Here is a 21,906-nt window from a genome sequence, read left to right on the forward strand (position 1 = left end):
GGGAACGTGAATACTAGCCCGACGCACGCGTGACGGGTCCCTGAACGGCGGGATGCGGCATCGGCGGGCCCTACGCTGGAGGCATGCCGTCGCCCCAGCTCGCGCTGTTCGCGCTCGCCGTCGGCGTCGTGATCGGCGCCGGCGTGGTGCTGGTGGTCGCGTGGGCCTATCGTGTGCGCGCGCAGGTGCTGCAGGAGACGTCGTCCTCGATCCCCACTGGCATCACCGAGGTGCTCGACGGCATGGACGATGCGGCCTGCGTGCTCGACGCGTCCGGGCTGGTCGTCGCCACCACCCGGGCGGCCGCACGCTTCGACATCCGCACGGGGTCGGTGCTGGAGAACACCGAGCTGCGGCAGCTCGTGCGCGGCGTGCGGGCCAGCGCGATCAGCGAGACGGAGACGCTGCGGATCTCTGCGGGCAGCGCGCTGGACCCCCGGCTGGTGTCGGCACGTGCCAGCGTGGTCGGCGCTCGCCTGACGCTGCTCGTCATCCGCGACGTCACCGAGCGGGAGCGCCTGGACCAGATGCGCACCGACTTCGTCTCCAACACCAGCCATGAGCTGAAGACCCCGGTCGCCTCGGTGAGTCTGCTGGCCGAGGCGATCGAATCGGCCGCCGACGACCCCGATCAGGTGCGCATCTTCGCGTCTCGCATCATGGCCGAGGCCGGGCGACTCGGCCAGCTCACCGGCCGCATCATGAGTCTCTCCCGGCTGCAGGCCGCCGAGAGCCTCGCCCGGATCGAACCGGTCGCCATCGACGAGGTCGTCACGGCATCGATCGAAGCGCACACCGTGCAGGCCGACTCCGCCGGCGTGGAGCTGCAGCGCGGCGGCGACCGCGGCGTCTGGGTGCGCGGCGACGCGCAGGTGCTCGTCGAGGCGGTCGGGAACCTCATCGCGAACGCCATCCTCTACTCGCCGTCCGGATCGAGAGTGGGCATCGGGGTCAAGACGGAAGGCGACGTGGTCGAGATCGCCGTCACCGATCAGGGCATCGGCATCGCCGAGGCCGACCGTGAGCGCATCTTCGAGCGCTTCTACCGCGCCGACGACGCCCGTTCGCGTCGCACCGGCGGCACAGGCCTGGGGCTGTCGATCGTGAAGCACGCGACGCAGCGGCACGGCGGCGAGGTGCGGCTGTGGTCTCGGCCCGGGCGGGGATCCACCTTCACGATGCGTCTTCCGCGCATCGACGCACCTGCGGCGCAGGGCTCCAAGAAAAAGAAGAACAAGAAGAAGGACAAGGCGCGCACGCGGGCGGACGACCGTCCGCTCGGCGCCGGTCGAGACGGAGAGAACGCATGACCCGCATCCTGCTCGTCGAGGACGAACCCGACCTCGCCGATCCCCTCGCCTATCTCCTGCGCAGGGAGGGGTACGAGGTCGAGATCGCCGAGGACGGCCCCGGCGCACTCGAGGCCTTCCGCGAGCGAGGCGCCGACATCATCCTGCTCGACCTCATGCTCCCGGGGATGCCGGGCACGGAGGTCTGCCGTCAGGTGCGTCAGTCATCGGGCGTTCCCATCATCATGCTGACGGCGAAGGACTCCGAGGTCGACATCGTGGTGGGACTCGAGCTCGGTGCCGACGACTACATCACCAAGCCCTACTCCTCCCGCGAACTGCTCGCCCGCATGCGCGCGGTGCTGCGGCGCGTGGCGCAGGCCGAGGCCGACGTGGACGAGCGGGTGCTCGAGGGCGGCCGCGTCACGCTCGACATCGATCGGCACACCGTGGCCGTCGACGGCGCGGAGATCAACATGCCGTTGAAGGAGTTCGAGCTGCTCGAGCTGCTCATGCGCAACGCCGGACGCGTGCTCACCCGGGGGCAGCTGATCGACCGCGTCTGGGGCAGCGACTACTTCGGCGACACGAAGACGCTGGACGTGCACATCAAGCGCATCCGCTCGCGCATCGAGCAGAACCCGGGCGAACCCGTCATGCTCGTCACCGTCCGCGGCCTGGGCTACCGCTTCGAGGGCTGAACGGCCGCCAGAACGAGAAGGAGGCCGGCCCCCGCGGGGACCGGCCTCCTCTCGTGTGCTGCGGGCGGATCACTCCGCGGCGGGCACCAGGTCTTCGTAGGACGGCAATGCGCCGTCGAGCACCGGCACCTGCAGGGGGTCGGCCTTCTCGTCGCCCGAACGGAACAGGATCTCGACGGTCGCACCCGGCTTGACGTCGAGGTTCTCGATGAGCAGCGGGTCCTCGTCGGCGCCGAGGCTGATCCGCTGGTTCGCGGGGACGTCGACGCTCAGCTGGCGGCCCTGCACGTCGATCGAGAGCGTGGCCTCGGCGTCGCTCTCGTTGATGAGGGCGGCGACGAGGTTGCCGGCCGAGCCGTCGTCGGTGGCGACGATCAGCGCGTTGCGCACCACGACGGGACCGCCGGTGGACTCGACGTTGACGCCGTCGGAAGCGGGGTAGACGTTGGTCGTCGCCTGGTGGGTGATGAACGTGCAGCCGGTGGCGCCGAGGGTGATCGCGGCGCCGAGCGAGACGGCGGCGATGAGGCGCGGAGCGATGGACGCAGCAGAGCGCGAGTTCACGGATCCTCCTGAGGTGCGACGGGTGTCCGCTGCAAGTCTAGTGGGTCGGCGCCCCGTGGACGGGACGGCGGAGGGGCGGTCAGGAAGGGCGTCGGCGCGAACCTTAGTACATAACGGCTGTGGTATCCTGGAGATTGCCGAAAGGACACGTTTTTATGCTTTTTGAGGTTGGCGAAACCGTCGTCTATCCGCACCACGGGGCTGCGACGATCATCGAGGTCAAGGACCGGGTGATCAAGGGGGAGACGAAGAAGTACCTGAAGCTGAACGTCACGCAGGGCGATCTGATCATCGAGGTCCCCGCCGAGAACGTCGACCTGGTCGGCGTTCGCGACGTCATCGGCCAGGAGGGGCTCGACCACGTCTTCGAGGTGCTGCGCGCGCCCTTCACCGAGGAGCCGACCAACTGGTCGCGTCGCTACAAGGCGAACCTCGAGAAGCTGGCTTCGGGCGACGTCATCAAGGTGAGCGAGGTCGTGCGCGACCTGTGGCGCCGTGATCAGGACCGCGGGCTGTCCGCCGGAGAGAAGCGGATGCTGGCCAAGGCCCGGCAGATCCTCGTCTCGGAGCTGGCGCTCGCCGAGAAGATCGACGAGGACAAGGCGGGCGCACTGCTCGACGAGGTGCTCGCCTCCTGAGCCCGATCGACGGAGTTCCGGAAGAGGGCGGATGCTGCGGCATCCGCCCTCTTCCGCGTCTGCGGAGCCGATAGCGTGTGACTGTGCAGCAGACTCCATCCATCGCGATCATCGTCGTCGCCGCCGGCTCGGGCACCCGACTGGGCGCCGGAGCACCGAAGGCGCTCGTCGCCCTCGACGGCCGTTCCGTGCTGCGGCACGCGCTGGACGGGGTGTTCGGGGCGCGACGGATGCAGGTGATCGTCGTGGCTCCCGCCGGCCACGAGCAGTCGGTGGCGGACGAGCTGGCGGATGCCAACCGCGGGCGTGGGTGGCGAGCCTCGGTCGTGACCGGGGGCGAGACGCGACAGCAGTCGGTGGCCGCCGGTCTCGCCGCTGTCGATCGCGGAGCGGAGATCGTGCTCGTGCACGACGCGGCCCGTGCGCTGACGCCGCCCGCGCAGGTCGAGGCGGTCGCCGCCTCGGTGACCTCCGATGCCGGCGTGATCCCCGCGCTCGCGGTGGTAGACACCCTCAAGCGCCTCGACGGTGACGTCGTCGCCGCGGCCGTCGATCGATCGACACTCGCCGCGGCTCAGACGCCCCAGGGCTTTCCGCGTGCCGCGCTGGACGCGGCCTACGCCCGCGCGCTGGACGCCGGCGAGGAGTACACCGACGATGCCGCGCTGTTCGCCGCCGCGGGCGGCCCCGTTCGCTGCATCACCGGATCCGAACGGGCCTTCAAGATCACGACGCCCGCCGATCTGCAGCGGGCACGGATGCTGCTGGGCTCCGGCAACCCGCCGCTGCCGCGCATCGGGGTCGGCACCGACGTGCACGCCTTCGGCGGTGAGGGCGACCTGTGGCTGGCGGGCATCGAGTGGCCGGGGGAGCAGCCGCTGTCCGGCCACTCCGACGGCGACGCCGTCGCGCACGCCATCGTGGACGCCCTGCTGAGCGCTGCCGGCCTCGGCGACATCGGCCAGCACTTCGGCACCGCGCATCCGGAGTACGCCGGTGCCCACGCGGACGCGTTCCTCGTCCGCACCGAGCGGATGCTGGCCGAAGCCGGATTCGCGATCGGCAGCGTCTCGGTGCAGTTCCAGGGCAACCGGCCTCGGTTCAGCGCCCGTCGCGCGGAGGCGGAGGCGGCGCTGTCGGCGGCACTGGGCGGCGCATCCGTGTCGGTCTCCGCCACCACGACGGACGGACTCGGCTTCACGGGCCGGGGGGAGGGCGTCGCGGTGACCGCCGTCGCGTTGATCGTCCCACGCACGTGACGCCGGTGACCTCTCGGGAAAGCGGACGGGGCGCCCGGTAGTCTTGTGCGGTGACGATACGGCTCCATGACACGCGCGCGCAGGAACTGCGCGAGTTCGTCCCGCTCGACCCCTCGAACGTGACGATCTACGTGTGCGGGCCGACCGTGCAGTCGGGGCCGCACATCGGCCACGTCCGCGCGGCGCTCAGCTTCGACCTTCTGCGGCGCTGGCTGAGTCACCGGTACGGCCGCGTCACGTTCGTGCGCAACGTCACCGACATCGACGACAAGGTGCTCGCGAACGCCGGCGCCGCCGAGCCGTGGTGGGCGCTCGCCTACCGGATGGAGCGGGAGTTCGCGCAGGCGTATGCGGCGATCGGCATCCTGCCGCCCACCTACGAGCCCCGTGCGACCGGCTTCATCCCCCAGATGCAGGAGCTCATCGCCGCGCTCATCAGCCGCGGGCACGCCTACGCCGCACCGGACGGGTCCGGCGACGTGTACTTCGACGTGAGATCTTGGCCCGCGTACGGCGAACTCACCCACCAGTCCGTCGACGCCATGGAGGCCGCGGCCGACGCCGACCCGCGTGGTAAACGCGCCCCGCAAGACTTCGCCCTGTGGAAGGGCGCGAAGGCCGGCGAGCAGGCCGATGCCGTGTGGGCCTCTCCCTGGGGGCCCGGACGCCCTGGCTGGCACATCGAGTGCTCGGCCATGGCCAAGCGCTACCTCGGAGCCGAGTTCGACATCCACGGCGGCGGGCTCGACCTGCGCTTCCCGCATCACGAGAACGAGCTGGCTCAGTCGTCCGCGGCCGGCGACGGCTTCGCACGGTACTGGGTGCACAACGGCCTGGTCACGGTCGGCGGACAGAAGATGTCGAAGTCGCTGGGCAATTTCACCCCCGCGGCCGACGTGCTCGCGGAGCACGACCCGCTGGTGGTGCGGTACGCGCTCGCCGCGGCGCACTACCGCTCCAGCCTCGACCTGACCGAGTCGTCGTTCGCCGAAGCGGACGCCGCACTCGGGCGCATCCGCACGTTCCTCGACCGGGCGGTGCGCACGCACGCCGCTGACCTGGGCTGGATGGCCACGGATCTGCCCGAGACGTTCGCTGCGGCGATGGACGACGACCTCGGCGTGCCGCAGGCGCTCGCGGTGCTGCACGAGACGGTGCGGGCCGGCAATTCTGCACTGGACAGTGGCGACGCGGAGGCCTCGCTCGAGGCGTTGCGCGCCGTGTTCCTCATGACCGAGATGCTGGGAGTGAACCCCCGCTCCCCGAGCTGGAGCACCGGGGGGAGCGCCGGCGCCGAGGCACCCGCTCTCGACACGCTCGTCAGCACCATGATCGAGCAGCGCGCGCAGGCGCGCGCCGACAAGGACTGGGCCGCGGCGGATCGCATCCGCGATGCGATCGCGGCGGCAGGAATCACTCTGGAGGACACTCCGGACGGAACGCATTGGAGTATCGATGGCTAAGCCTGGCCGCCCCGGAGCGGGCAACAGCAAGAAGAAGGGCGCCACCAAGGGCAGCGGCGGCCTCGGCCGCAAGGCACTCGAGGGCAAGGGACCCACGCCCAAGGCCGAGGACCGCAGCTGGCACGTCGCGGGCAAGCGCAAGGCCGCTCAGGAGCGGTTCGCCGCCGCGGGAGGCCGGGGAAAACCCGGGCAGCGTCCGCAGCAGGCCTCGAACCCCAACCGGCAGGGCCGCGCGAAGGCGGCGGACGACACCGAGACGGTCACCGGGCGCAACTCGGTGCTCGAGGCACTGCGCACGAAGATCCCCGCGACCGCGTTCTACATCGCGCAGCGCGTGGAGATGGACGACCGGGTCAAGGAGATGCTGGCGATCACCCGCCACCGCGAGATCCCGGTGCTCGAGGTCACTCGTCAGGAGCTGGACCGGATGGCCGGGTTCGACGGCGTGCATCAGGGTGTGGCGCTGAAGGTGCCGCCGTACGAGTACGCGCACCCGCAGGACCTTCTCGAGCAGGTCATCGACCGCGGTCAGACGCCGCTGTTCGTCGCACTGGACGGCATCACCGACCCGCGCAATCTGGGCGCGATCATCCGATCGACGGCCGCGTTCGGCGGGCACGGCATCATCCTGCCTCAGCGCCGCTCCGCGAGCGTGAACTCCGCAGCCTGGAAGACCAGTGCCGGCGCCGCCGCGCGCGTCCCGGTCGCGCTCGCCGCGAATCTCACGTCCATGCTCAAGGAGTTCAAGAAGCAGGGTGTGTTCGTCTTGGGATTGGACGGGGGAGGCGACGTGTCGCTGCCCGCGCTCGAGCTGGCGGACCGTCCCGTCGTGATCGTCGTCGGGTCCGAGGGCAAGGGACTCTCGCGCCTGGTCACCGAGACCTGCGACCAGATCGTGTCGATCCCGATCTCGGCGGCGACAGAGTCCCTGAACGCCGGCATCGCGGCATCCGTCGCGCTCTACCAGGTGTCCACCGTCCGCGCCGGTCGGGAATAGGCGGGCGCGATACCGGATTACACCTGACGTCAGCCGCGCACACGCGCCCACGGAAGGATCGCTCATGGCACGCATCGTCGTCATCGGAGGAACCGGCTACGCCGGCAGCCACATCGCCCGCGAGGCGGTGACGCGGGGTCACGACGTGACCGTCGTCTCCCGCTCGGTTCCGGATGCCGCCGTCGACGGCGTGCGGTACGTGCAGGGCTCTGCGCTCGAGATCGGCTCACTCGGTGACGTGCTCGACGGCGCGGACGCCGTGGTCTCCTCGCTCTCGCCCCGCGGCGACATGGAGAACGCGGTGCTCGACGCTCTGCGCGGGCTGGTCGGCGAACTCGCCGGAACGCCCACGCGCCTGGGCGTCATCGGCGGTGCCGGCGGCAGCCTTGTCGCACCGGGGGGTCCGCGCCTGTTCGATCAGGACTTCCCCGAGGAGTACCGGCACGAGGCGCAGGTCGGCATCGACTCCCTCGAGCTGCTGCAGGCGTCCGACGAGAGCCTGGACTGGTTCTTCATCCACCCTGCCGAGGTGTTCGGTCCGTGGGCCGAGGGCGAGCGCACCGGGTCCTACCGCGACGGCGGAGACGTGCTGGTGCGCGCCGCCGACGGCACCTCCACCATCTCGGGCGCGGACTTCGCCATCGCCGTGGTCGACGAGATCGAGGATCCGAAGCATCGCCGCGGGCGATTCACCGTCGGCTACTGAGAAGCCGTTCGAGCGCTTCGGCGGCGCCCAACGACGCGAATGCGTCGCGCGTCCGTGATACGGACGCGCGCAGCCTTTCGTCATCGGCGAGCGGCGCGAGCCAGTCGGTCGCCGCGAGGAAGGCGCATGGGTCGGCGTCACGCATGGCGGACAGCAGCCGTGCCGACACGCCCGTGGTGACAGCGGAGGAGGTGCTGGCGCCGACGGATGCCGCCCAGCTCGCCAGAAGCACGCCGGCGAGATCGGCGAAGCCGTGCCTGTCGCGCGCGTCGACGAGGACGGGAAGGACGAAGGTCGCCATGCGGGCGCTGGAGTCCGATGCGAGCCGCTCGAGGGTGTCGGCGATCGCAGGGTTGCTGAATCTCTCGACGAGGCTTCGGACGTATCCGTCGCCGTCGACGCCGACCGGGAGATCGAGGTCGGGCAGCGCGAGAGAGCGCCAGTAGGCCTCCAGCCAGCCACGGACGACATCATCGCGCATCGCCTCGTGCGCCAGAGCGTGTCCGCGCAGGGACCCAACGTACGCGAGCACCTGGTGTGCGCCGTTGAGCAGCCGGAGCTTCATCGCCTCGTAGGCGCCGATGTTCTCCGCAAAGACGGCGCCTACCGCCTCCCAGGCCGGTCGTCCCGAACGGAAGTCGTCTTCCAGGATCCACTGGGTGAACGGCTCGGCGACGACGATCGCGTCGTCGCGGAGTCCGAGCATCCGTCGGACGGCTTGCGCCTGCGCCGGAGTGGGCTGAGGGGTGATGCGATCGACCATCGTGCTCGGGAATCCGACCTCGAGGCCGATCCACTCAGCCAGCTCCTCGTCGACGAGTCGTGCCGCAGCGATCACGCTCGCGCGCGCGATGGTGCCGTTCGCCTGGATGTTGTCGCATGACATGACGGTGAAGGGTGCGATCTCGCTTGCGCGTCGTGCCCGGAGAGCAGCGACGATGAGCCCGAACGCGCTGCGCGGTGCTCGGAGACCGTCGGCGAGGTCGGCCTGAAGCGCTTCGTCGTCCGACGCCCGTCGGCCGGCGGACGGATCCTCGATGTAGCCGCTTTCGGTGATCGTCAGACTGACGACGCGCACGTCGGGATGGCTCAGCCGATCGAGCGCGGTCCGCGGGTCGTCGACGGACAGGACCACCTCGCGGATCGAGCCGATGACCCGTGTCGCGACCGAACCGTCGCCGCCGAACAGCGACAGGCTGTACAAGCCGTCCTGGCGCTGCAGGGCGGTGACGAGATCCCTGTCTGCATCCCTGGTCCCGATCCCACAGATGGCCCACGGCGTCGCGGCGTCCGCGCTCAGCAGACGATCCGCGTACATCGCCTGATGTGAGCGATGGAAGTTGCCGACGCCGATGTGGACCATCCCGATCCGCGCAGAGCCGCCGAGGTAGTCCGGCACGGGGATCCCCGGCTCGACGAGGTCGAGCGATGCGGCGGAGAGGTACGCCTCCGCGCTCCCTGTCATCGGACACTCCCGGCGGGCGCGGGTAGTTGTGCCGCGGATGCGTCACGGCAGTTCTCGAAATCGATGACGGCGCCCTGCTCCTCCAGACGCTGGCGGAGCATCGGCACGTTCATGTCGGACATGCTGCAACCCAACTGCACGTGCAGCGCAGCAGCGACACCCGCTCCCTGTCCCATCGCCATGCACGTGGCCATCGTGCGCACGGAGCCGAAGCCGGGACCATCCGCGCTGAGGCTGCGACCCGCGGTGATGAGGTTGACGCTCCCGCGTGGCACCAGGGATCGGAGCGGAATGTTGTACTCCTGCTTGGGCACCGTGAAATCGCTCTGATCGTTGCTGTCCGCGTCGTGGATGTCGATGACGTGAGCGCCCTTGGCGATCGTGTCGGGGAACGCCTTCGGCGTGATCACATCGTCCTTCGTGAGCTGGTAGAGGCCGACGATGTGATAGGTCTCTCTGACACCGGTCTGCACGCCGGATTTCATCAGCCAGCAGTTGCTGAACTCCGGGAACTCACGGCGGAAGACATCGATCATGAGGTGCATGTTCTCGCGCAGGCTGCATTCGGTGCGGGTGAACGCCTCAGGATCGCTGGCGTCAGTGGGCTCCCTGAGCACGTTGATGCTCACGACGCCGTCGTGGAAGAACCGGCTGATCCACGGTCCGCCGAAGATGGGGATCTCGTTCCGGGCGTTCAGCTCGGTCAGACGATCGCGGATCGGCTGAGACACCGGGAGGATGCCCCCCACGGCGTCTCCGAAGGTGTAGCTCAGCGCATCGGTGTCGACGCCCGCGAGCTGGAACCACAGTGTCGCAGGCTGGAGAACCGTGCCCTTGGTCGTCGGCAGTCCTGCGGCCCGCACGAGGTCGGCGTCGCCCGTGCAGTCGATGAAGGCCGAAGCCGCGTACGCCACCCGGCCCGACTTGTTCTGCAGGATGACGTGCGTCACCCGGCCATCCTCGACGATGCAGTCCGAGAACCACGAGTGGTACAGCAGGGTGACGCCGCTCTCGATCAGGAGCCGCTGCGCCGCCAGCTTGAGCAGCTCGTCGTTCACCGGATAGTTTCCGCTGTCGCGTTCCACATCCGCCCCACCAAGCTCCGCGGCGCGCTGGAGAAGCTCGAACGGGATGCCTCCGATGTGCTGCCTGCCGTTGATGCGGAACTCGCTGATCGGCGTGACCAGAGCGCTGGTGGACATTCCGCCGACGAACCCGTAGCGCTCGATCAACTGCGTCCTCGCGCCGCTGCGGGCTGCGGCGATCGCCGCGATCAGTCCGGACGGCCCGCCGCCGCAGACGATCACGTCGTAATCGCCTGCCAGCGGGACCTCACGTGGCCTCTCCGTCACGAACCCGCTGTTCCCGTGCGCGGGCATTTCGTCCATATGTGATCGCGTCCTCTCGTTAAATAGATATACCGCGTAGCGGCTGTCCTGCGACTTCGACCCTGGATTGCGGAGCAATCTGCATAATCTCTGGGCCAGTGATTGAAGTATAAGGATATACTTGACACAATGTCACCCATCGGGCGGTTCCGCTCGAGAACCGGCATCTCCATGATGCGCACGATGCAAGGAGGCATGACCATGAAGAGCACACGCGCGGCGACGAGGACGTCGCTGCTCGCCTTGGCGCTGGCCGCTGTGATGGCGACAACCGCCGGCGCCACCGCCCAGGCGGGGACGAACCCGCCGATCACCGTTACGAAGAGGACTCTCATCCAGCGCGTCCCCGACATGTACATCACCCACGACGGCGTGACGCGGCGGATCGGGAGCTTCACCGGATTGGCTATCGTCGGCGCTGACGACGCGTACGCGGTGAAGGCGGACCATTCAGGCGCCGACCAGCTCGGCTGGGCGTCATTCGTCCACATCAACGACTTCAACACCTCGGGGGCGACGACCGGCACTTACACCGTACGCCTGAAGGGAAGTTCCGAGCCGTACCCGCTGGGCCATGCGAACGGTCTCGCCTACTATCGCACTCCCGGCACCGACTATCTCGACGTCGGGTCCTTCTACGTCCCGATGCTCAAGGCACCCGGCGAGCCGCAGATCGCGCAGATCAACAACCAGGGCGAGATCACCAAGCTGTTCAAGGCACGCAAGGGCAGCGCGAACAAGAAGATCGCCTCCATCACGTATCGCGGCAACGGAACCTGGATCGTGGGCACGGCCGGCGAGAGCGTTCCCGACCCCGGCGATCCCACGCAGATCCGGCGCCCCTACTATACGGCGACTATCGTCGGGGACTACTTCGAGCTCGGGAACAAGTTCTTCGTTCCGACGACGACGACCTTCAACATCGGTCAGGACATCGCCTACAACGCGGCCAAGGATCAGCTGCTGATCCCGGTGTGGGACGGCAAGAACACGGTCGGGACCGCGACCCGCCTGAAAAACCGGATCATCGTCGCGACGCTGGGCACCATCACCAACAACAAGGTTTACACACCGGTGCGGTGGATCGACAATACCGTGTCCTCGTCCGATGCCTCACTGTTCGAGTTCGAAGGGATCGACCTCGACAGCGAGGGCAAGCTCTTCGTCGGGTCGAACATTGTCCATCCCGACGGTGTCACCTACATCGACGGCATCCACAAGATCACCAAGAAGTAGGGAAGGGGGTGGGTCCGCTGGAGAACATCTGGCTGCTTCAGATCTACATGCTGCCCGAGCTCGCCGTGGCGCTCGTGTTGTCGATGGCGGTCGGACTCGAGCGCCAGCTGCGCTCGAAGAACGCCGGTGTGCGGACCCACGCCCTCGTCGGAGTGGGTTCCTGTCTGTTCATGCTGGTCTCCAAGTACGGATTCTTCGACATGATGGGCGCCGATGTGGTCACGGTCGACCCCACGCGCGTTGCGGCCCAGATCGTCTCAGGCATCGGATTCCTTGGCGCGGGGCTGATCGTGTTCCGCTCGGACGCCGTCCGGGGCCTGACCACTGCGGCGTCGATCTGGCTCGTCGCGGCGGTCGGCATGGCCGCCGGCGGGCGGCTGTTCATCATCGCCGCCGCGGTGGTCGGCTGCCACTATCTGATCATCGCGGTCGGACCTCGCCTGAACAGGTTGCGCCGCACTTCCGAGGCTGTGCTCTCCGTCGAGTACGTCGACGGGCACGGACTCCTGCGCGACGTCATCAGCGTGGTGACCGATCACCGCTTCACCGTGTCCAGGCTCTCCGCGCACCGGGGTCAGCTCGATCCCGGAGCCGTCCGGGTCACGCTGAGCGCACAGGGCTGGGGGAGCACGGCGGCGCTGCTCGACGCCATCGGTTCGATCCACGGCGTGCGTTCCGTGGGCTGGCTCGACGACCAGGAGACGGAGTGACGGCCCGCGGGCGAACCGCGGTTCGCCTAGTGATCTGCTGCCGGGGTCTGCCGACCTGCCGGATGGGCGCTGGACGCGCGGCGCAGCAGCACCGGCGCCGGGTCGTTGATGACGACCTCGCCCTGCTGCGGGGAGCGGATCTGGTCGACGAGGATCTCGACCGCACGGCGGCCGAGCTCGCCCAGCGGCGTCGCGGCGACTGTGAGCCCCGGGCTGAGATGCTCGGCAAACCAGGTGTCGTGGATGCTGACCACGGACATCTGCTCGGGGATCGGGCGACCGCTCGCGATCACGCCCGCGTGCACTCCGAGGGCGCTGGTGGTCGAGACGACGACCAGCGCCGTGGCGCTGCCGCCGCTGGCGAGATATCGCTCCGTGACCTCGCGAGCCGGCGAGGCGTCCCAGCCGCCGGCGATCAGAGGGTGCGGGGCAAGGCCGGCACGCGTCATCGCCGAGAGGTACCCGTCGTATCGACGATCCGACGAGCTTCCCTCCGCCCCGACGAACGCGATGCGGGTGTGCCCGAGCTGTACGAGGTGCGACGTCGCGAGATCGGCGGCCGCGGTGTCGTCCAGACGAACGGTGCGGAACCCCGGCAGAGCGTCGGAGTTGAACAGCACGGTCGGCATCGACCTGGCGTCGTTCAGCCCCGTCGTATCGTCCGCGTACCCTCCCTGGATCAGCAGTCCGTCGACCCGGCGGCCCCGGACGAGACGCCGGAACGTCGCCGGCTCGCTGACCAGCTCGCTGGCGTTGAGGAGCAGGAGCGAGTACCCGGCGGCCGATGCCGCAGCCTCGGCGCTGTCGACCATCTGTGCGTAGATCGGGTCGGTCACGTGATGGAGTGCGAACCCGAGCAGGCCCGTCTGGGAGCTGCGGAGCGCACGAGCCGCGGCATCCGGAGTGTACTGCAGCATCTCGATCGCAGCCATTACGCGACTCTTGGTCTCGGGGCGGATCTTCAGCGTCGGGTCCTCGTTCAGCAGGCGCGAGACGAGTCCCGGGGACACGCCCGCCAGCTTCGCGACTTCAGCGAGACGCGCACTCTTCGCCATGTGCCGGGAATCCTCTCCGCTTCGTCGGAGCGTCTTCGGCTGACGGCCGGCTCCTGCGGTCGGTCAATCGTAACACTTACCCCGGTCGACCTGGCGGCCGACGGCGGCGATGTGCCGCGGCGGCGCCCGCAAGTAAGGAGAGATGAAAGATGAGAACCGAGGAGCGCGTCGCCGCGGCGACGCTGACGGGCATCGAGCTGGACGAGGGAGACGAACTGCACTTCCGGCTCGTCGACGGTCAGGTGCGCCGGATCCGGCTGGTCAAGACGATGGCCTGGGCGCTGACACGTGGGCGGCTGCGACACTCCGACGGCGAAGGGCTCCTGACCTACGCGATCGCGTGTGTGCTCGAGATCGACGGTCACCGGGTGGAGCTGGTGCGGCGCATTCCCGATCAGGCGAACTTCACCCCGCCGCCGGTCGTGATGGGCATGCGCATCTGGCTCGATGCCGTGGCCGGCATATCCGATCTGCTCTCCGAGCGCCACGGCGAGTGCTTCCCCCGGCGGCACGCGCGGCTCGCCGTCTGGGACGAGCGCTCGCGGATCTGCCCGACGCTGCTGCACCCGTGGTGTCCGCTGCCCGAGGGCGGGCTGCGGGTCGAGGACTGCTATCGCGGCGAGGACACGTGGCTGGGCCCTTACGACGGCGTCGATGCGCACGGGGGCCTCGACATCAACCACCCCGCCGGCACTCCACTGTGGACTCCGTTCCACATCGACGAGCACGGCTACTTCGAATCGCTCGCTGCGGGGGACAAGAACAATCGGTGGAGAGGAGTGCGGCGCTGGAGCGAGGACACCAACTGGATCCTCCAATCGCACCACGTCATCCGCCTGCTCGCCCCTGCGGGCGAACCGATCGGCGCCGGCGTGCGGTACGCGGAGTCGGGCGGGGTATACGTCGCGGGCGGATTCGCCGAGCACAGCCATTTCGTCTTCCGCGTCGAAGAGCGCGGCGAGCAAATCATGCTCGATCCCTGGCTGCTCTTCTGGCAGATGTACGAAGATCGCAGGGAGACCGCGCTCTCGTCCTGAATGGCGCCTCCGTGCCGCGGACGAGATCGGGCTTGTACGTAGCAGGCGCCGAGTGTATCGTTATACTCATCGTTCACAGGGAAGGAGGTCAGCCGATGGAATCTCGCTCGCGGTACGCCGATTGGCCCGACGCGGTCGTCGACGGGGAGAGGGGCCCTCGGGGGCTGGAGAAGGCGTTCGACATCCTTCCGCCAAGCAACGGCACGGATAACGTGCAGAGCGTCTGCCGATACGGCGCCTCCTGGCTCGTCTTCCACCATGGCTCCGTGATGCAGGAGTACAGCGACACCGGCGATCTCGTCCGCGAGGTGATCGTCGAAGGCGACCTCCTCCATCCCAACGATTGCGCCGTAGGGGTGGATGAGGTGATCGTCTGCGACGCCGGCGAGGACGTGCCCGTACTCAAGCGGGTGGATCCCGTTGCGGCGCGGGTGAAGGAGCGTCTTCCGATCGAGATTCCCGGATGGCGGTTGGCTTCGGTGGCAGTCGATGAGGACGGCGGCATCCTGACCGTTGCCGCGGAGGACATTCCGCTCGGCGACAGGCGGCGTGTCCTGGTGAACCGCTACGACGCCGCAGGCCGCGAGCTCATCCAGAGCTTCACCGTTCCGAGTGTGCACACCTACTCCCAGGGCTGCACGGTGGCGGGATCCTTCCTCTACCTCAACGCCAATGACGGCGTCGCCGCAGAGGAGGCGCGGATCACCGTGGTCGATCTCCGAAGCACGAAGCGCGTGGACACCCTGCACGTCCGGCGATTCGGAGAGACCGAAGGCCTCGACGCGTTATGGATCGGTCGAGAGCCGTACCTTGTCACAGCGCTGCGCCGAGCCGCGTACCTCGTGTCCGCTCGTTGACGCGCCGTCAGCACCCGTCCATCACCCGTGGCCGGATCCGTGCGGCTGAGAACACTGCAGTTCGAACTCAATTCAAGGAGGAAATGTGAGACGAAGGATCATCGCAGGGGCAGCCCTGCTCGCTACGGCGGCATTGGTCGCCGGATGCTCGGGTGCGCCCGGCCCGAGCGGAACAGGGTCTTCGGGTGAGCCCGCGGAGCTGCGCTTCCTGCTCTGGGCATCCAACCCGGATCAGCTGGCGATGTTTGAGAGCATGGGAGAGCAGTTCGTCGCCGAGAACGACGATGTCTCGGCGGTCAAGTTCGAGACCGTGACCCTGAGCGACCTCAACACGCTGCTGCCGACCTGGCTCGCCTCCAACAGCCCGCCGGATGCATCCTGGCTGCCTGTCGAGAGCAGCATCGAGTACATGAAGGCGGGCGCTCTGGCCGATCTGACTCCGACGCTCACGTCGTTCGAGGGCTACGAGTACGACGATCTCGCCGAGCGAATGCAGGAGCCCTGGAAGGAGGGCGACGCGCAGTACGGCGTTCCCTTCTCGAACGGGCCGCTGATCATGTACTACAACAAGGACCTGTTCGCGCAAGCGGGCCTGGATGACCCCTCGGCGGCCATGGCGGAGGGCACCTGGGACTGGGACCTGCTCCGTGACGACCTGAAGAAGATCGTCGCGGAGACGGGCAAGACCGGCGTGGTGTTCGACGCGTTCGAGTTCAAGAACTGGGTGCGCATGCTCCCGCTCATCCGGGCGTACGGCGGCGCGCCGTGGGATGCCTCCGGCGAAACCTGCACGATGGACTCACCCGAGACCATCGCCGCATACAAGGCACTTCACGAGATGGTCTACGACGAGAAGGTCACCCCCCGACCCGGTCAACAGGCCGACTTCTGGGGCGGTGGCGCGGCCACGCTCATCGCCTACCTAGGAAGCAACGGCCGTCTCGCCGAGGTCGACTTCGACTACGGCGTCGTACCCACGCCGGCGGGTCCGGGAGGCGCCGGGCAGCACGTCGGGCAGTCGGCGATGGTGGCCTACTCGGCGGGTAAGAACGTCGATGCCGCATCTCGCCTGGTCGCCTTCTTGACGAATCCCGAGAACATGAAGGAGCTGTCCGCCTACTACCCGCCGAGCCGCACATCGCTGCTGAACGCGGAAACCATGGCCGCCGCGGCTCCGGTCCTCGAGGAGGAGCAGCTCGAGCCAATCCTCGACGCTGTGCTCGAGAGCGGCACCTTCACCCCGGTGGCGGAGCGATCGGCAGAGACGACGGCCGCGCTGAACGCCGCGCTGGACCAGTACGCCTACGGAGCCGACGCCGACATCACGTCTGCCATGAATCAGGTCTGCGCCGCGATCCAACCGACTCTGGGGGGCTGAGCACTTGTGTCCATGCTCACGCACGAGCCTGCGGTGAGCTCCGACACCGGCGGAGTGAAGACTCCGCCGGTGTCGGCCACCCGCCGGTTCTTCCGAGCGAACGCGTTCGGCTACGCGCTCATCACCCCGCAGCTGCTCGGCTTCGCCGTCTTCGGACTGCTGACCACAGGACAGTCCGTGTGGCTCAGCCTGAACTCGATCAATGCTCTCTCCGGTGCGACAGAGTTCGTCGGCCTCAAGAACTACGCCACCCTGCTGGCAGGCGAGCGGTTCTCGCTGGTGTTCGCCAATACGATCTACTTCGTCGTGGCATACAGCGTGCTCAACATCGTGGTGGCGATGGGCATCGCTCTGCTGTTGAACAATCGGCTGCGCGGGGTGAACGTCTTCCGTGCCGCCGTGTTCATCCCGGCGCTGGTCACAATGGTCGCCTGGGCGCTCGTGAGCCGGTTCATCCTGCAGCCTGACGGGCTCCTGGACTTCCTGGTGAGCTTCGGGGGTGTAGAGGACACGCCTTGGCTGCGGTCGCGGTGGGTGACGCTGACGGTCATCATCGTCGTCCAGCTCACCAAGAACGTGGGCATCAACGTCCTGCTCTGCCTCGCCGGGCTCCAGTCCGTCGATCGGGAACTGCTGGAAGCGGCCGAGACCGACGGCGCGGGCTGGTGGGCGCGGTTCCGCCATGTCGTCATCCCGCAGGTCTCTCCCACTCTGTTCATGGTTTTCCTGCTCACCGTCGTCGGATCGTTCAAGGTCTTCGAGGTGATCCTGATCCTCACCGACGGTGGTCCCGGATACGAGACGAACGTGCTCTCGTTCATGATCTATGACGAGGCGTTCCGCCGCCACGACTTCGGAGAGGCCAGCGCCCTGGCCGTCATCCTTCTACTGATGATCATCATCGTCAGCAGCCTGTTGTGGTCACTCCGAAAGAAGCTGGTGTACGCCGAAAATGACTGAACGTCGCCCGACGCGCCGCGGGCGCGTCCACAAGACAGTCCTCTACGTGTCGCTGATCGCGCTGTCCGTAGTCTTCCTCGGACCCATCTGGTGGATGCTGACGGGCTCGGTCAAATCCGATGCCGAGATCCTCAGCTACCCGCCGACGCTGTTCCCCCGCGAATTCCAGTGGTCCAACTACGCCGCGGTGTTCGAGCTGCAGCCCTTTGCGCGTCAGTTCTTCAACAGCGTCTTCGTGATGGCCCTGGTCTGCGTGCTCACCGTCATCGTCTCCACGTGCGCGGGCTACGCCTTCGCCCGGGTCAAGCCGGTGGGCAGTTCGATCCTCTTCCTGGTGCTCCTCAGCGCGACCTTCATCCCGCCGGAGGCTACGATCGTCCCGCTGTTCCGTCTCGTCGGGTGGCTGAACTGGATCGATACGTATTATCCGCTGGTCATCATCACGGTGTTCCTCCACTCGGCGCCGATCGCTACGTTCATCCTTCGGCAGGCCTACCTCGGCCTGCCCAAGGAACTCGGCGAATCCGCTCGCCTGGACGGGGCCAGCGACCTGCGGATCTTCCTGACCATCTACACGCCGCTGGTACGCCCCTCCCTGGCGGCGGTCATGGTGCTGGCCGGGTGGCACAGTTGGAGTCAGTACCTCGAACCACTCATCTATCTCAGGAGCACCGAGATGTTCACCGTGCCTCTGGCACTGACCCAGTTCTACGACCCGTTCGCGGGCCCGCTGTGGTCGGTGCAGATGGCCGCCACCACGCTGTCCGTGCTGCCGGTGCTCGCCCTGTTCTTGTTCGCGCAGCGCCACGTCATCTCGGGACTCACCGCAGGGGCGGTGAAGTCGTGATGACCCTCGCGCCGCGGGGCGTGCTGCAGGGCATCCTCTGGGACATGGACGGTACGTCGATCGACAGCGCCCCGCTCTGGAACACGGGGATCCGGGCGGCGGCGGCCGAGATGGGCGTCGAGTGGGACGAGTCCGACGACGCCGTCGTTCGGGGCCATGGCATGTGGTCCGTGGCCGCGCGATTCCGGCAGAAGAAGGCCACGCTTACGGATGCCGTGGAGACCGTCGCCCTCATCGAGCGGCACACCGTCGAGTCGGCGATCATCATGAGCCCGGTCTGGCTCCCGGGAGTCCGGGAGCTGCTGGAGGCTTGCGCCGGCGAAGGCGTGCGCTGCGCGCTCGTGACGATGTCGGGCAGGCGTTCCGTCGAAGCCATCCTCGGCGATTCGGGTCTGGATCTCTTCGACGTGATCGTGTCGGGCAGTGACGTCGCGCAGCCGAAACCGCACCCGGAGCCCTATCTCACAGGGATGGACAGGCTCGGTCTCGCCGCGGATTCCTGCGTGGCGCTGGAGGACTCCCTGGTGGGCATCACCGCTGCCGTCGCCGCCGGAGTGACCACCATCGCCGTGAACGCTCCTGCCGCCGTGCAGGTCACCGGTCCGGTCGTTCGCTGGCAGAGCCTGTCGGGACGGTCGCTGGACGATGTGCGCGACGTCCATGCCGCTGCCTCTCCAGGAGCGCGCACCGGCGGTGACGCGGCCTAGACCAGGTCGCGCCAGTCGATCGCGGCGGTGTCGTCGGAGACGTCGACGCTTCCGGTGACCACGGGCAGGCCCATGGTCTCGGTCGGCGGACCCATGATGGTGGCCTCGTCGCGCCGGTGACGCAGCACGTCGTTGATGTAGCTGGTGAGCACCTCGGCGAGGGGCACCGAGCGGCCCTGCGCCTGGGACAGGTACCAGCGGTGCTCCAGCACCTGGTGGTACACCTCGGCGGGTTCGAGCTTGGCGCGCAGGTCGTAGGGTATGGCCCGCACGACGGGCTCGAAGGCTCGGGTGAGCCACTCGTGGGCGTAGATCTCCTCGTCGCCGAGGTCCTTCCTCGACCGGACCCGGAACTCGTCGAGATCGTTCAGCAGCCGACGCGCCTGGTTCTCCTCGACGTCGAGGCCGGTGAGGCGGATCAGCCGGCGCTGGTGGTGCCCGGCATCCACGACCTTGGGCTGGATGCGCACGGCGGTGCCGTCGGGGGTGGTGACCATCGACATCTCATCGATGTCGAAACCGAGCGCGTTCAGCTTCTGGACGCGCTCGGTGATCCGCCAGGCCTCGTCGACGCCGAACGACTCCTCGTCGGTGAGCGCGGTCCACAGCGACCGGTACGACGACACGATGCCGTCGGCGATGTCCAGGGCGTCCACGCCGCGCTCCAGGCGCCCGCCTGCGGCCAGATCCATGATCTCCCCGGCGATGTTCGTGCGGGCCAGGTCCAGATCGTAGAGGCGCTGCCCGTCGGTGAGACCCTCCTCGTGCAGCTCGCCGGTCTCGGCGTCCACGAGGTACGCGGCGAACGCTCCCGCATCGCGGCGGAACAGCGTGTTCGAGAGCGAGACGTCGCCCCAGTAGAACCCGACGTTGTGCAGACGCACCATCAGCAGCGCCAGCGCGTCGACGAGCCGGTCGGCGGTGTCGGGGCGCAGCACCTGGGTGAACAGTGCGCGGTAAGGCATCGAGAAACGCAGATGCGAGGTCACTAGGGCCGCGGGCAGCGGCTTGCCGTCAGCATCCGCCCTGCCCGCGATCACCGCCACCCGGCTCACGCAGGGCACGTCCAGGCGGGCGAGGTTGCCGAGCATCTCGTACTCGCGCCGGGCCATCTCCTCGGTGGTCTCCTTCACGGCGACCACGCGACCCGACAGGTCTGCGAAGCGCACCAGATGCCGGGAGAGGCCCTTGGGCAGCGACACGATGTTCTCGGAGGGCCATCTGCCCAGCGGCGTCGTCCACGGCAGCGACAGCAGGCCCGGGTCGACCTCGCTCGCGCTGATGCGCAGCGACTCCCGCCTCATGCTTCCTCCCGGGATGTGCGCCGCCGATGCGGCAGGTGCGGAAACGCCGCGGCGCGGGCGACCCGGTGAGGTCGGCCCGCGCCGCGGTCGGTGACGATCAGGCCGAGACGATCGGCTTCTCGTTGAGACGCTCGCCCGACTCGATGTCGAACAGGTGCACGTGACCGGCGACGGGCGCCAGCACGACCGTGTCGCCCGCGTTCGGGTGACGGCGGCCGTCGACGCGCGCGACCAGGTCGGTGCGCTTGCCGTTGATGTCGGTGTGGCCGTACAGGTAGCCGTCGGCACCCAGCTCCTCGACGAGGTCGACCGTGACCGAGAGGCCCTGGCCGTCCTCGGGGGCGACCACGATGTCCTCGGGGCGGATGCCCACGGTGACGGTGTTGCCGTGCGCCTTGGCGACCGCGGAGGACTCCGTCGCGACGGCCTTCGTGCCGAACTGCACGCCGCCCTCGGTGAGGGAGACCTCGAAGAGGTTCATGGCAGGCGAGCCGATGAAGCCGGCGACGAAGACGTTGTTCGGCGTCTCGTACAGCTCGCGCGGCGAGCCGACCTGCTGCAGAACGCCGTCCTTGAGGACCGCGATGCGGTCACCCATGGTCAGCGCCTCGGTCTGGTCGTGAGTCACGTACACCGTCGTGACGCCCAGGCGGCGCTGCAGGGACGCGATCTGCGTGCGGGTCTGCACGCGCAGCTTCGCGTCGAGGTTCGACAGCGGCTCGTCCATGAGGAACACCTGCGGCTGGCGGACGATGGCGCGACCCATGGCGACGCGCTGACGCTGACCACCCGAGAGGGCCTTCGGCTTGCGGTTCAGGTACTCCTCGAGGTCGAGGAGCTTGGCGGCCTCGAGCACGCGGGTGGCGCGCTCCTCCTTGCCGACGCCGGCGATCTTCAGGGCGAAGCCCATGTTCTCGGCGACGGTCATGTGCGGGTACAGCGCGTAGTTCTGGAAGACCATCGCGATGTCGCGGTCCTTGGGCGGGACATCGGTCACGTCGCGGTCACCGATGAGGATGCGGCCGGCGTTGACCTCTTCGAGACCGGCGAGCATGCGCAGCGACGTGGACTTTCCGCAGCCCGAGGGGCCCACCAGAACGAGGAACTCGCCGTCGGCGATCTCGATGTTCAGCTTGTCGACCGCGGGCCGGGTGCCGCCGGGGTACAGGCGGGTGGCGTCGTCGAACGTAACGGTTGCCATTGTTTCTCCTTCACCGGCAGGTACGTGCCGGACGATCCGTTGTGATGGAAGCGGTGGGCTGCGAGCCCGCCGTGACCCGTCATCGGGTCGGGATCAGTATGGCACGACTGAACGCGTCTGGGTATTTCCCAGACTGCCTCGTTA

At 68.1% G+C, this 21,906-nt stretch carries 21 protein-coding genes; 15 read left to right on the plus strand and 6 right to left on the minus strand.

The features are described from left to right. Positions 1 to 83: 83 nt before the first annotated feature. Both ACFWHT_RS13505 and ACFWHT_RS13510 read left to right on the plus strand, forming a co-directional pair. A complete protein-coding gene (locus tag ACFWHT_RS13505) occupies positions 84 to 1,310 on the plus strand; it encodes a sensor histidine kinase (RefSeq protein WP_378829358.1) in 1,227 nt (408 codons plus the stop codon). Beyond that, a complete protein-coding gene (locus tag ACFWHT_RS13510; protein WP_378829361.1) occupies positions 1,307 to 1,990 on the plus strand; it encodes a response regulator in 684 nt (227 codons plus the stop codon). The genes ACFWHT_RS13505 and ACFWHT_RS13510 overlap by 4 nt, the downstream gene beginning before the upstream one ends. A 69-nt stretch (positions 1,991 to 2,059) precedes the next feature. Here ACFWHT_RS13510 and ACFWHT_RS13515 read toward each other — a convergent pair whose 3' ends face one another. Beyond that, on the minus strand, positions 2,060 to 2,554 hold the full coding sequence (locus ACFWHT_RS13515; protein WP_378829362.1) for a DNA modification methylase: 495 nt from the start codon (positions 2,552 to 2,554) through the stop codon (positions 2,060 to 2,062). A gap of 155 nt (positions 2,555 to 2,709) precedes the next feature. Here ACFWHT_RS13515 and ACFWHT_RS13520 point away from each other — a divergent pair, with 155 nt between their 5' ends. The 5 genes from ACFWHT_RS13520 to ACFWHT_RS13540 all read left to right on the plus strand — a co-directional run bounded on the left by ACFWHT_RS13520 (position 2,710) and on the right by ACFWHT_RS13540 (position 7,617). Continuing rightward, positions 2,710 to 3,192 carry a CarD family transcriptional regulator gene (locus tag ACFWHT_RS13520; protein ID WP_179410198.1) on the plus strand — a complete coding sequence of 161 codons (483 nt, stop codon included), beginning with the start codon at positions 2,710 to 2,712 and terminating at the stop codon, positions 3,190 to 3,192. Between the two features lie 77 nt (positions 3,193 to 3,269). Next, positions 3,270 to 4,451 carry a 2-C-methyl-D-erythritol 4-phosphate cytidylyltransferase gene (gene ispD, locus ACFWHT_RS13525; RefSeq protein WP_378829364.1) on the plus strand — a complete coding sequence of 394 codons (1,182 nt, stop codon included), beginning with the start codon at positions 3,270 to 3,272 and terminating at the stop codon, positions 4,449 to 4,451. Positions 4,452 to 4,501: 50 nt separating this feature from the next. After that, positions 4,502 to 5,914: a cysteine--tRNA ligase gene (cysS, locus tag ACFWHT_RS13530; protein WP_378829366.1), complete on the plus strand. Its 1,413-nt coding sequence runs from the start codon at positions 4,502 to 4,504 to the stop codon at positions 5,912 to 5,914. After that, the gene (gene rlmB, locus ACFWHT_RS13535) at positions 5,907 to 6,911 is read left to right on the plus strand and encodes a 23S rRNA (guanosine(2251)-2'-O)-methyltransferase RlmB (RefSeq protein ID WP_378829368.1); all 1,005 of its coding nucleotides are present in this window, start codon (positions 5,907 to 5,909) and stop codon (positions 6,909 to 6,911) included. The genes cysS and rlmB overlap by 8 nt, the downstream gene beginning before the upstream one ends. Before the next feature lie 64 nt (positions 6,912 to 6,975). Further along, on the plus strand, positions 6,976 to 7,617 hold the full coding sequence (locus ACFWHT_RS13540) for an NAD(P)-dependent oxidoreductase (RefSeq protein ID WP_378829370.1): 642 nt from the start codon (positions 6,976 to 6,978) through the stop codon (positions 7,615 to 7,617). Here the strand turns inward: ACFWHT_RS13540 and ACFWHT_RS13545 are convergent. Together ACFWHT_RS13545 and ACFWHT_RS13550 are read right to left on the minus strand one after the other, a co-directional pair. Next, on the minus strand, positions 7,601 to 9,082 hold the full coding sequence (locus ACFWHT_RS13545) for a mannitol dehydrogenase family protein (RefSeq protein ID WP_378829372.1): 1,482 nt from the start codon (positions 9,080 to 9,082) through the stop codon (positions 7,601 to 7,603). The genes ACFWHT_RS13540 and ACFWHT_RS13545 overlap by 17 nt on opposite strands. Next, entirely contained in the window at positions 9,079 to 10,470 is a 1,392-nt protein-coding gene (locus tag ACFWHT_RS13550) for an FAD-dependent oxidoreductase (RefSeq protein ID WP_378829373.1), read from the minus strand. The genes ACFWHT_RS13545 and ACFWHT_RS13550 overlap by 4 nt, the downstream gene beginning before the upstream one ends. A gap of 201 nt (positions 10,471 to 10,671) precedes the next feature. Here ACFWHT_RS13550 and ACFWHT_RS13555 point away from each other — a divergent pair, with 201 nt between their 5' ends. After that, positions 10,672 to 11,706 (plus strand): hypothetical protein, encoded by a 1,035-nt coding sequence (locus tag ACFWHT_RS13555; protein WP_378829375.1) that lies wholly within the window; start codon positions 10,672 to 10,674, stop codon positions 11,704 to 11,706. Between the two features lie 8 nt (positions 11,707 to 11,714). Continuing rightward, positions 11,715 to 12,416, plus strand: a complete 702-nt coding sequence (locus ACFWHT_RS13560; protein ID WP_378829378.1) for an MgtC/SapB family protein — start codon at positions 11,715 to 11,717, stop codon at positions 12,414 to 12,416. A 26-nt stretch (positions 12,417 to 12,442) separates the two neighbouring features. On the opposite strand, the gene ACFWHT_RS13565 is transcribed toward ACFWHT_RS13560, so the two are convergent. Next, positions 12,443 to 13,471 carry a LacI family DNA-binding transcriptional regulator gene (locus ACFWHT_RS13565; RefSeq protein ID WP_378829380.1) on the minus strand — a complete coding sequence of 343 codons (1,029 nt, stop codon included), beginning with the start codon at positions 13,469 to 13,471 and terminating at the stop codon, positions 12,443 to 12,445. Positions 13,472 to 13,620: 149 nt separating this feature from the next. On the opposite strand from ACFWHT_RS13565, the gene ACFWHT_RS13570 reads away from it, so the two are divergent. The 6 genes from ACFWHT_RS13570 to ACFWHT_RS13595 all read left to right on the plus strand — a co-directional run bounded on the left by ACFWHT_RS13570 (position 13,621) and on the right by ACFWHT_RS13595 (position 19,257). Beyond that, a complete protein-coding gene (locus tag ACFWHT_RS13570; protein ID WP_378829381.1) occupies positions 13,621 to 14,508 on the plus strand; it encodes a hypothetical protein in 888 nt (295 codons plus the stop codon). Between the two features lie 11 nt (positions 14,509 to 14,519). Beyond that, positions 14,520 to 15,365, plus strand: coding sequence for a hypothetical protein (locus tag ACFWHT_RS13575; protein ID WP_378829382.1), 846 nt, complete (start codon positions 14,520 to 14,522; stop codon positions 15,363 to 15,365). Between the two features lie 85 nt (positions 15,366 to 15,450). Beyond that, positions 15,451 to 16,743 (plus strand): ABC transporter substrate-binding protein, encoded by a 1,293-nt coding sequence (locus ACFWHT_RS13580; RefSeq protein WP_378829384.1) that lies wholly within the window; start codon positions 15,451 to 15,453, stop codon positions 16,741 to 16,743. 33 nt (positions 16,744 to 16,776) lie between these two features. After that, a complete protein-coding gene (locus ACFWHT_RS13585; RefSeq protein ID WP_378829386.1) occupies positions 16,777 to 17,703 on the plus strand; it encodes a carbohydrate ABC transporter permease in 927 nt (308 codons plus the stop codon). A 46-nt stretch (positions 17,704 to 17,749) separates the two neighbouring features. Beyond that, positions 17,750 to 18,550: a carbohydrate ABC transporter permease gene (locus ACFWHT_RS13590; protein ID WP_378829388.1), complete on the plus strand. Its 801-nt coding sequence runs from the start codon at positions 17,750 to 17,752 to the stop codon at positions 18,548 to 18,550. Further along, entirely contained in the window at positions 18,550 to 19,257 is a 708-nt protein-coding gene (locus ACFWHT_RS13595) for an HAD family hydrolase (protein WP_378829391.1), read from the plus strand. Before ACFWHT_RS13590 ends, ACFWHT_RS13595 begins: the two co-directional genes overlap by 1 nt. On the opposite strand, the gene ACFWHT_RS13600 is transcribed toward ACFWHT_RS13595, so the two are convergent. Continuing rightward, on the minus strand, positions 19,254 to 20,561 hold the full coding sequence (locus ACFWHT_RS13600; RefSeq protein ID WP_378829393.1) for a DUF4032 domain-containing protein: 1,308 nt from the start codon (positions 20,559 to 20,561) through the stop codon (positions 19,254 to 19,256). The two genes, ACFWHT_RS13595 and ACFWHT_RS13600, sit on opposite strands and share 4 nt — an antisense overlap. Positions 20,562 to 20,658: 97 nt before the next feature. After that, positions 20,659 to 21,762: an ABC transporter ATP-binding protein gene (locus ACFWHT_RS13605; RefSeq protein WP_378829394.1), complete on the minus strand. Its 1,104-nt coding sequence runs from the start codon at positions 21,760 to 21,762 to the stop codon at positions 20,659 to 20,661. Positions 21,763 to 21,906 lie beyond the last annotated feature (144 nt).

The sequence above is a fragment of the Microbacterium sp. NPDC058342 genome (assembly GCF_042723935.1).
In the GTDB taxonomy this organism is placed as follows: domain Bacteria; phylum Actinomycetota; class Actinomycetes; order Actinomycetales; family Microbacteriaceae; genus Microbacterium.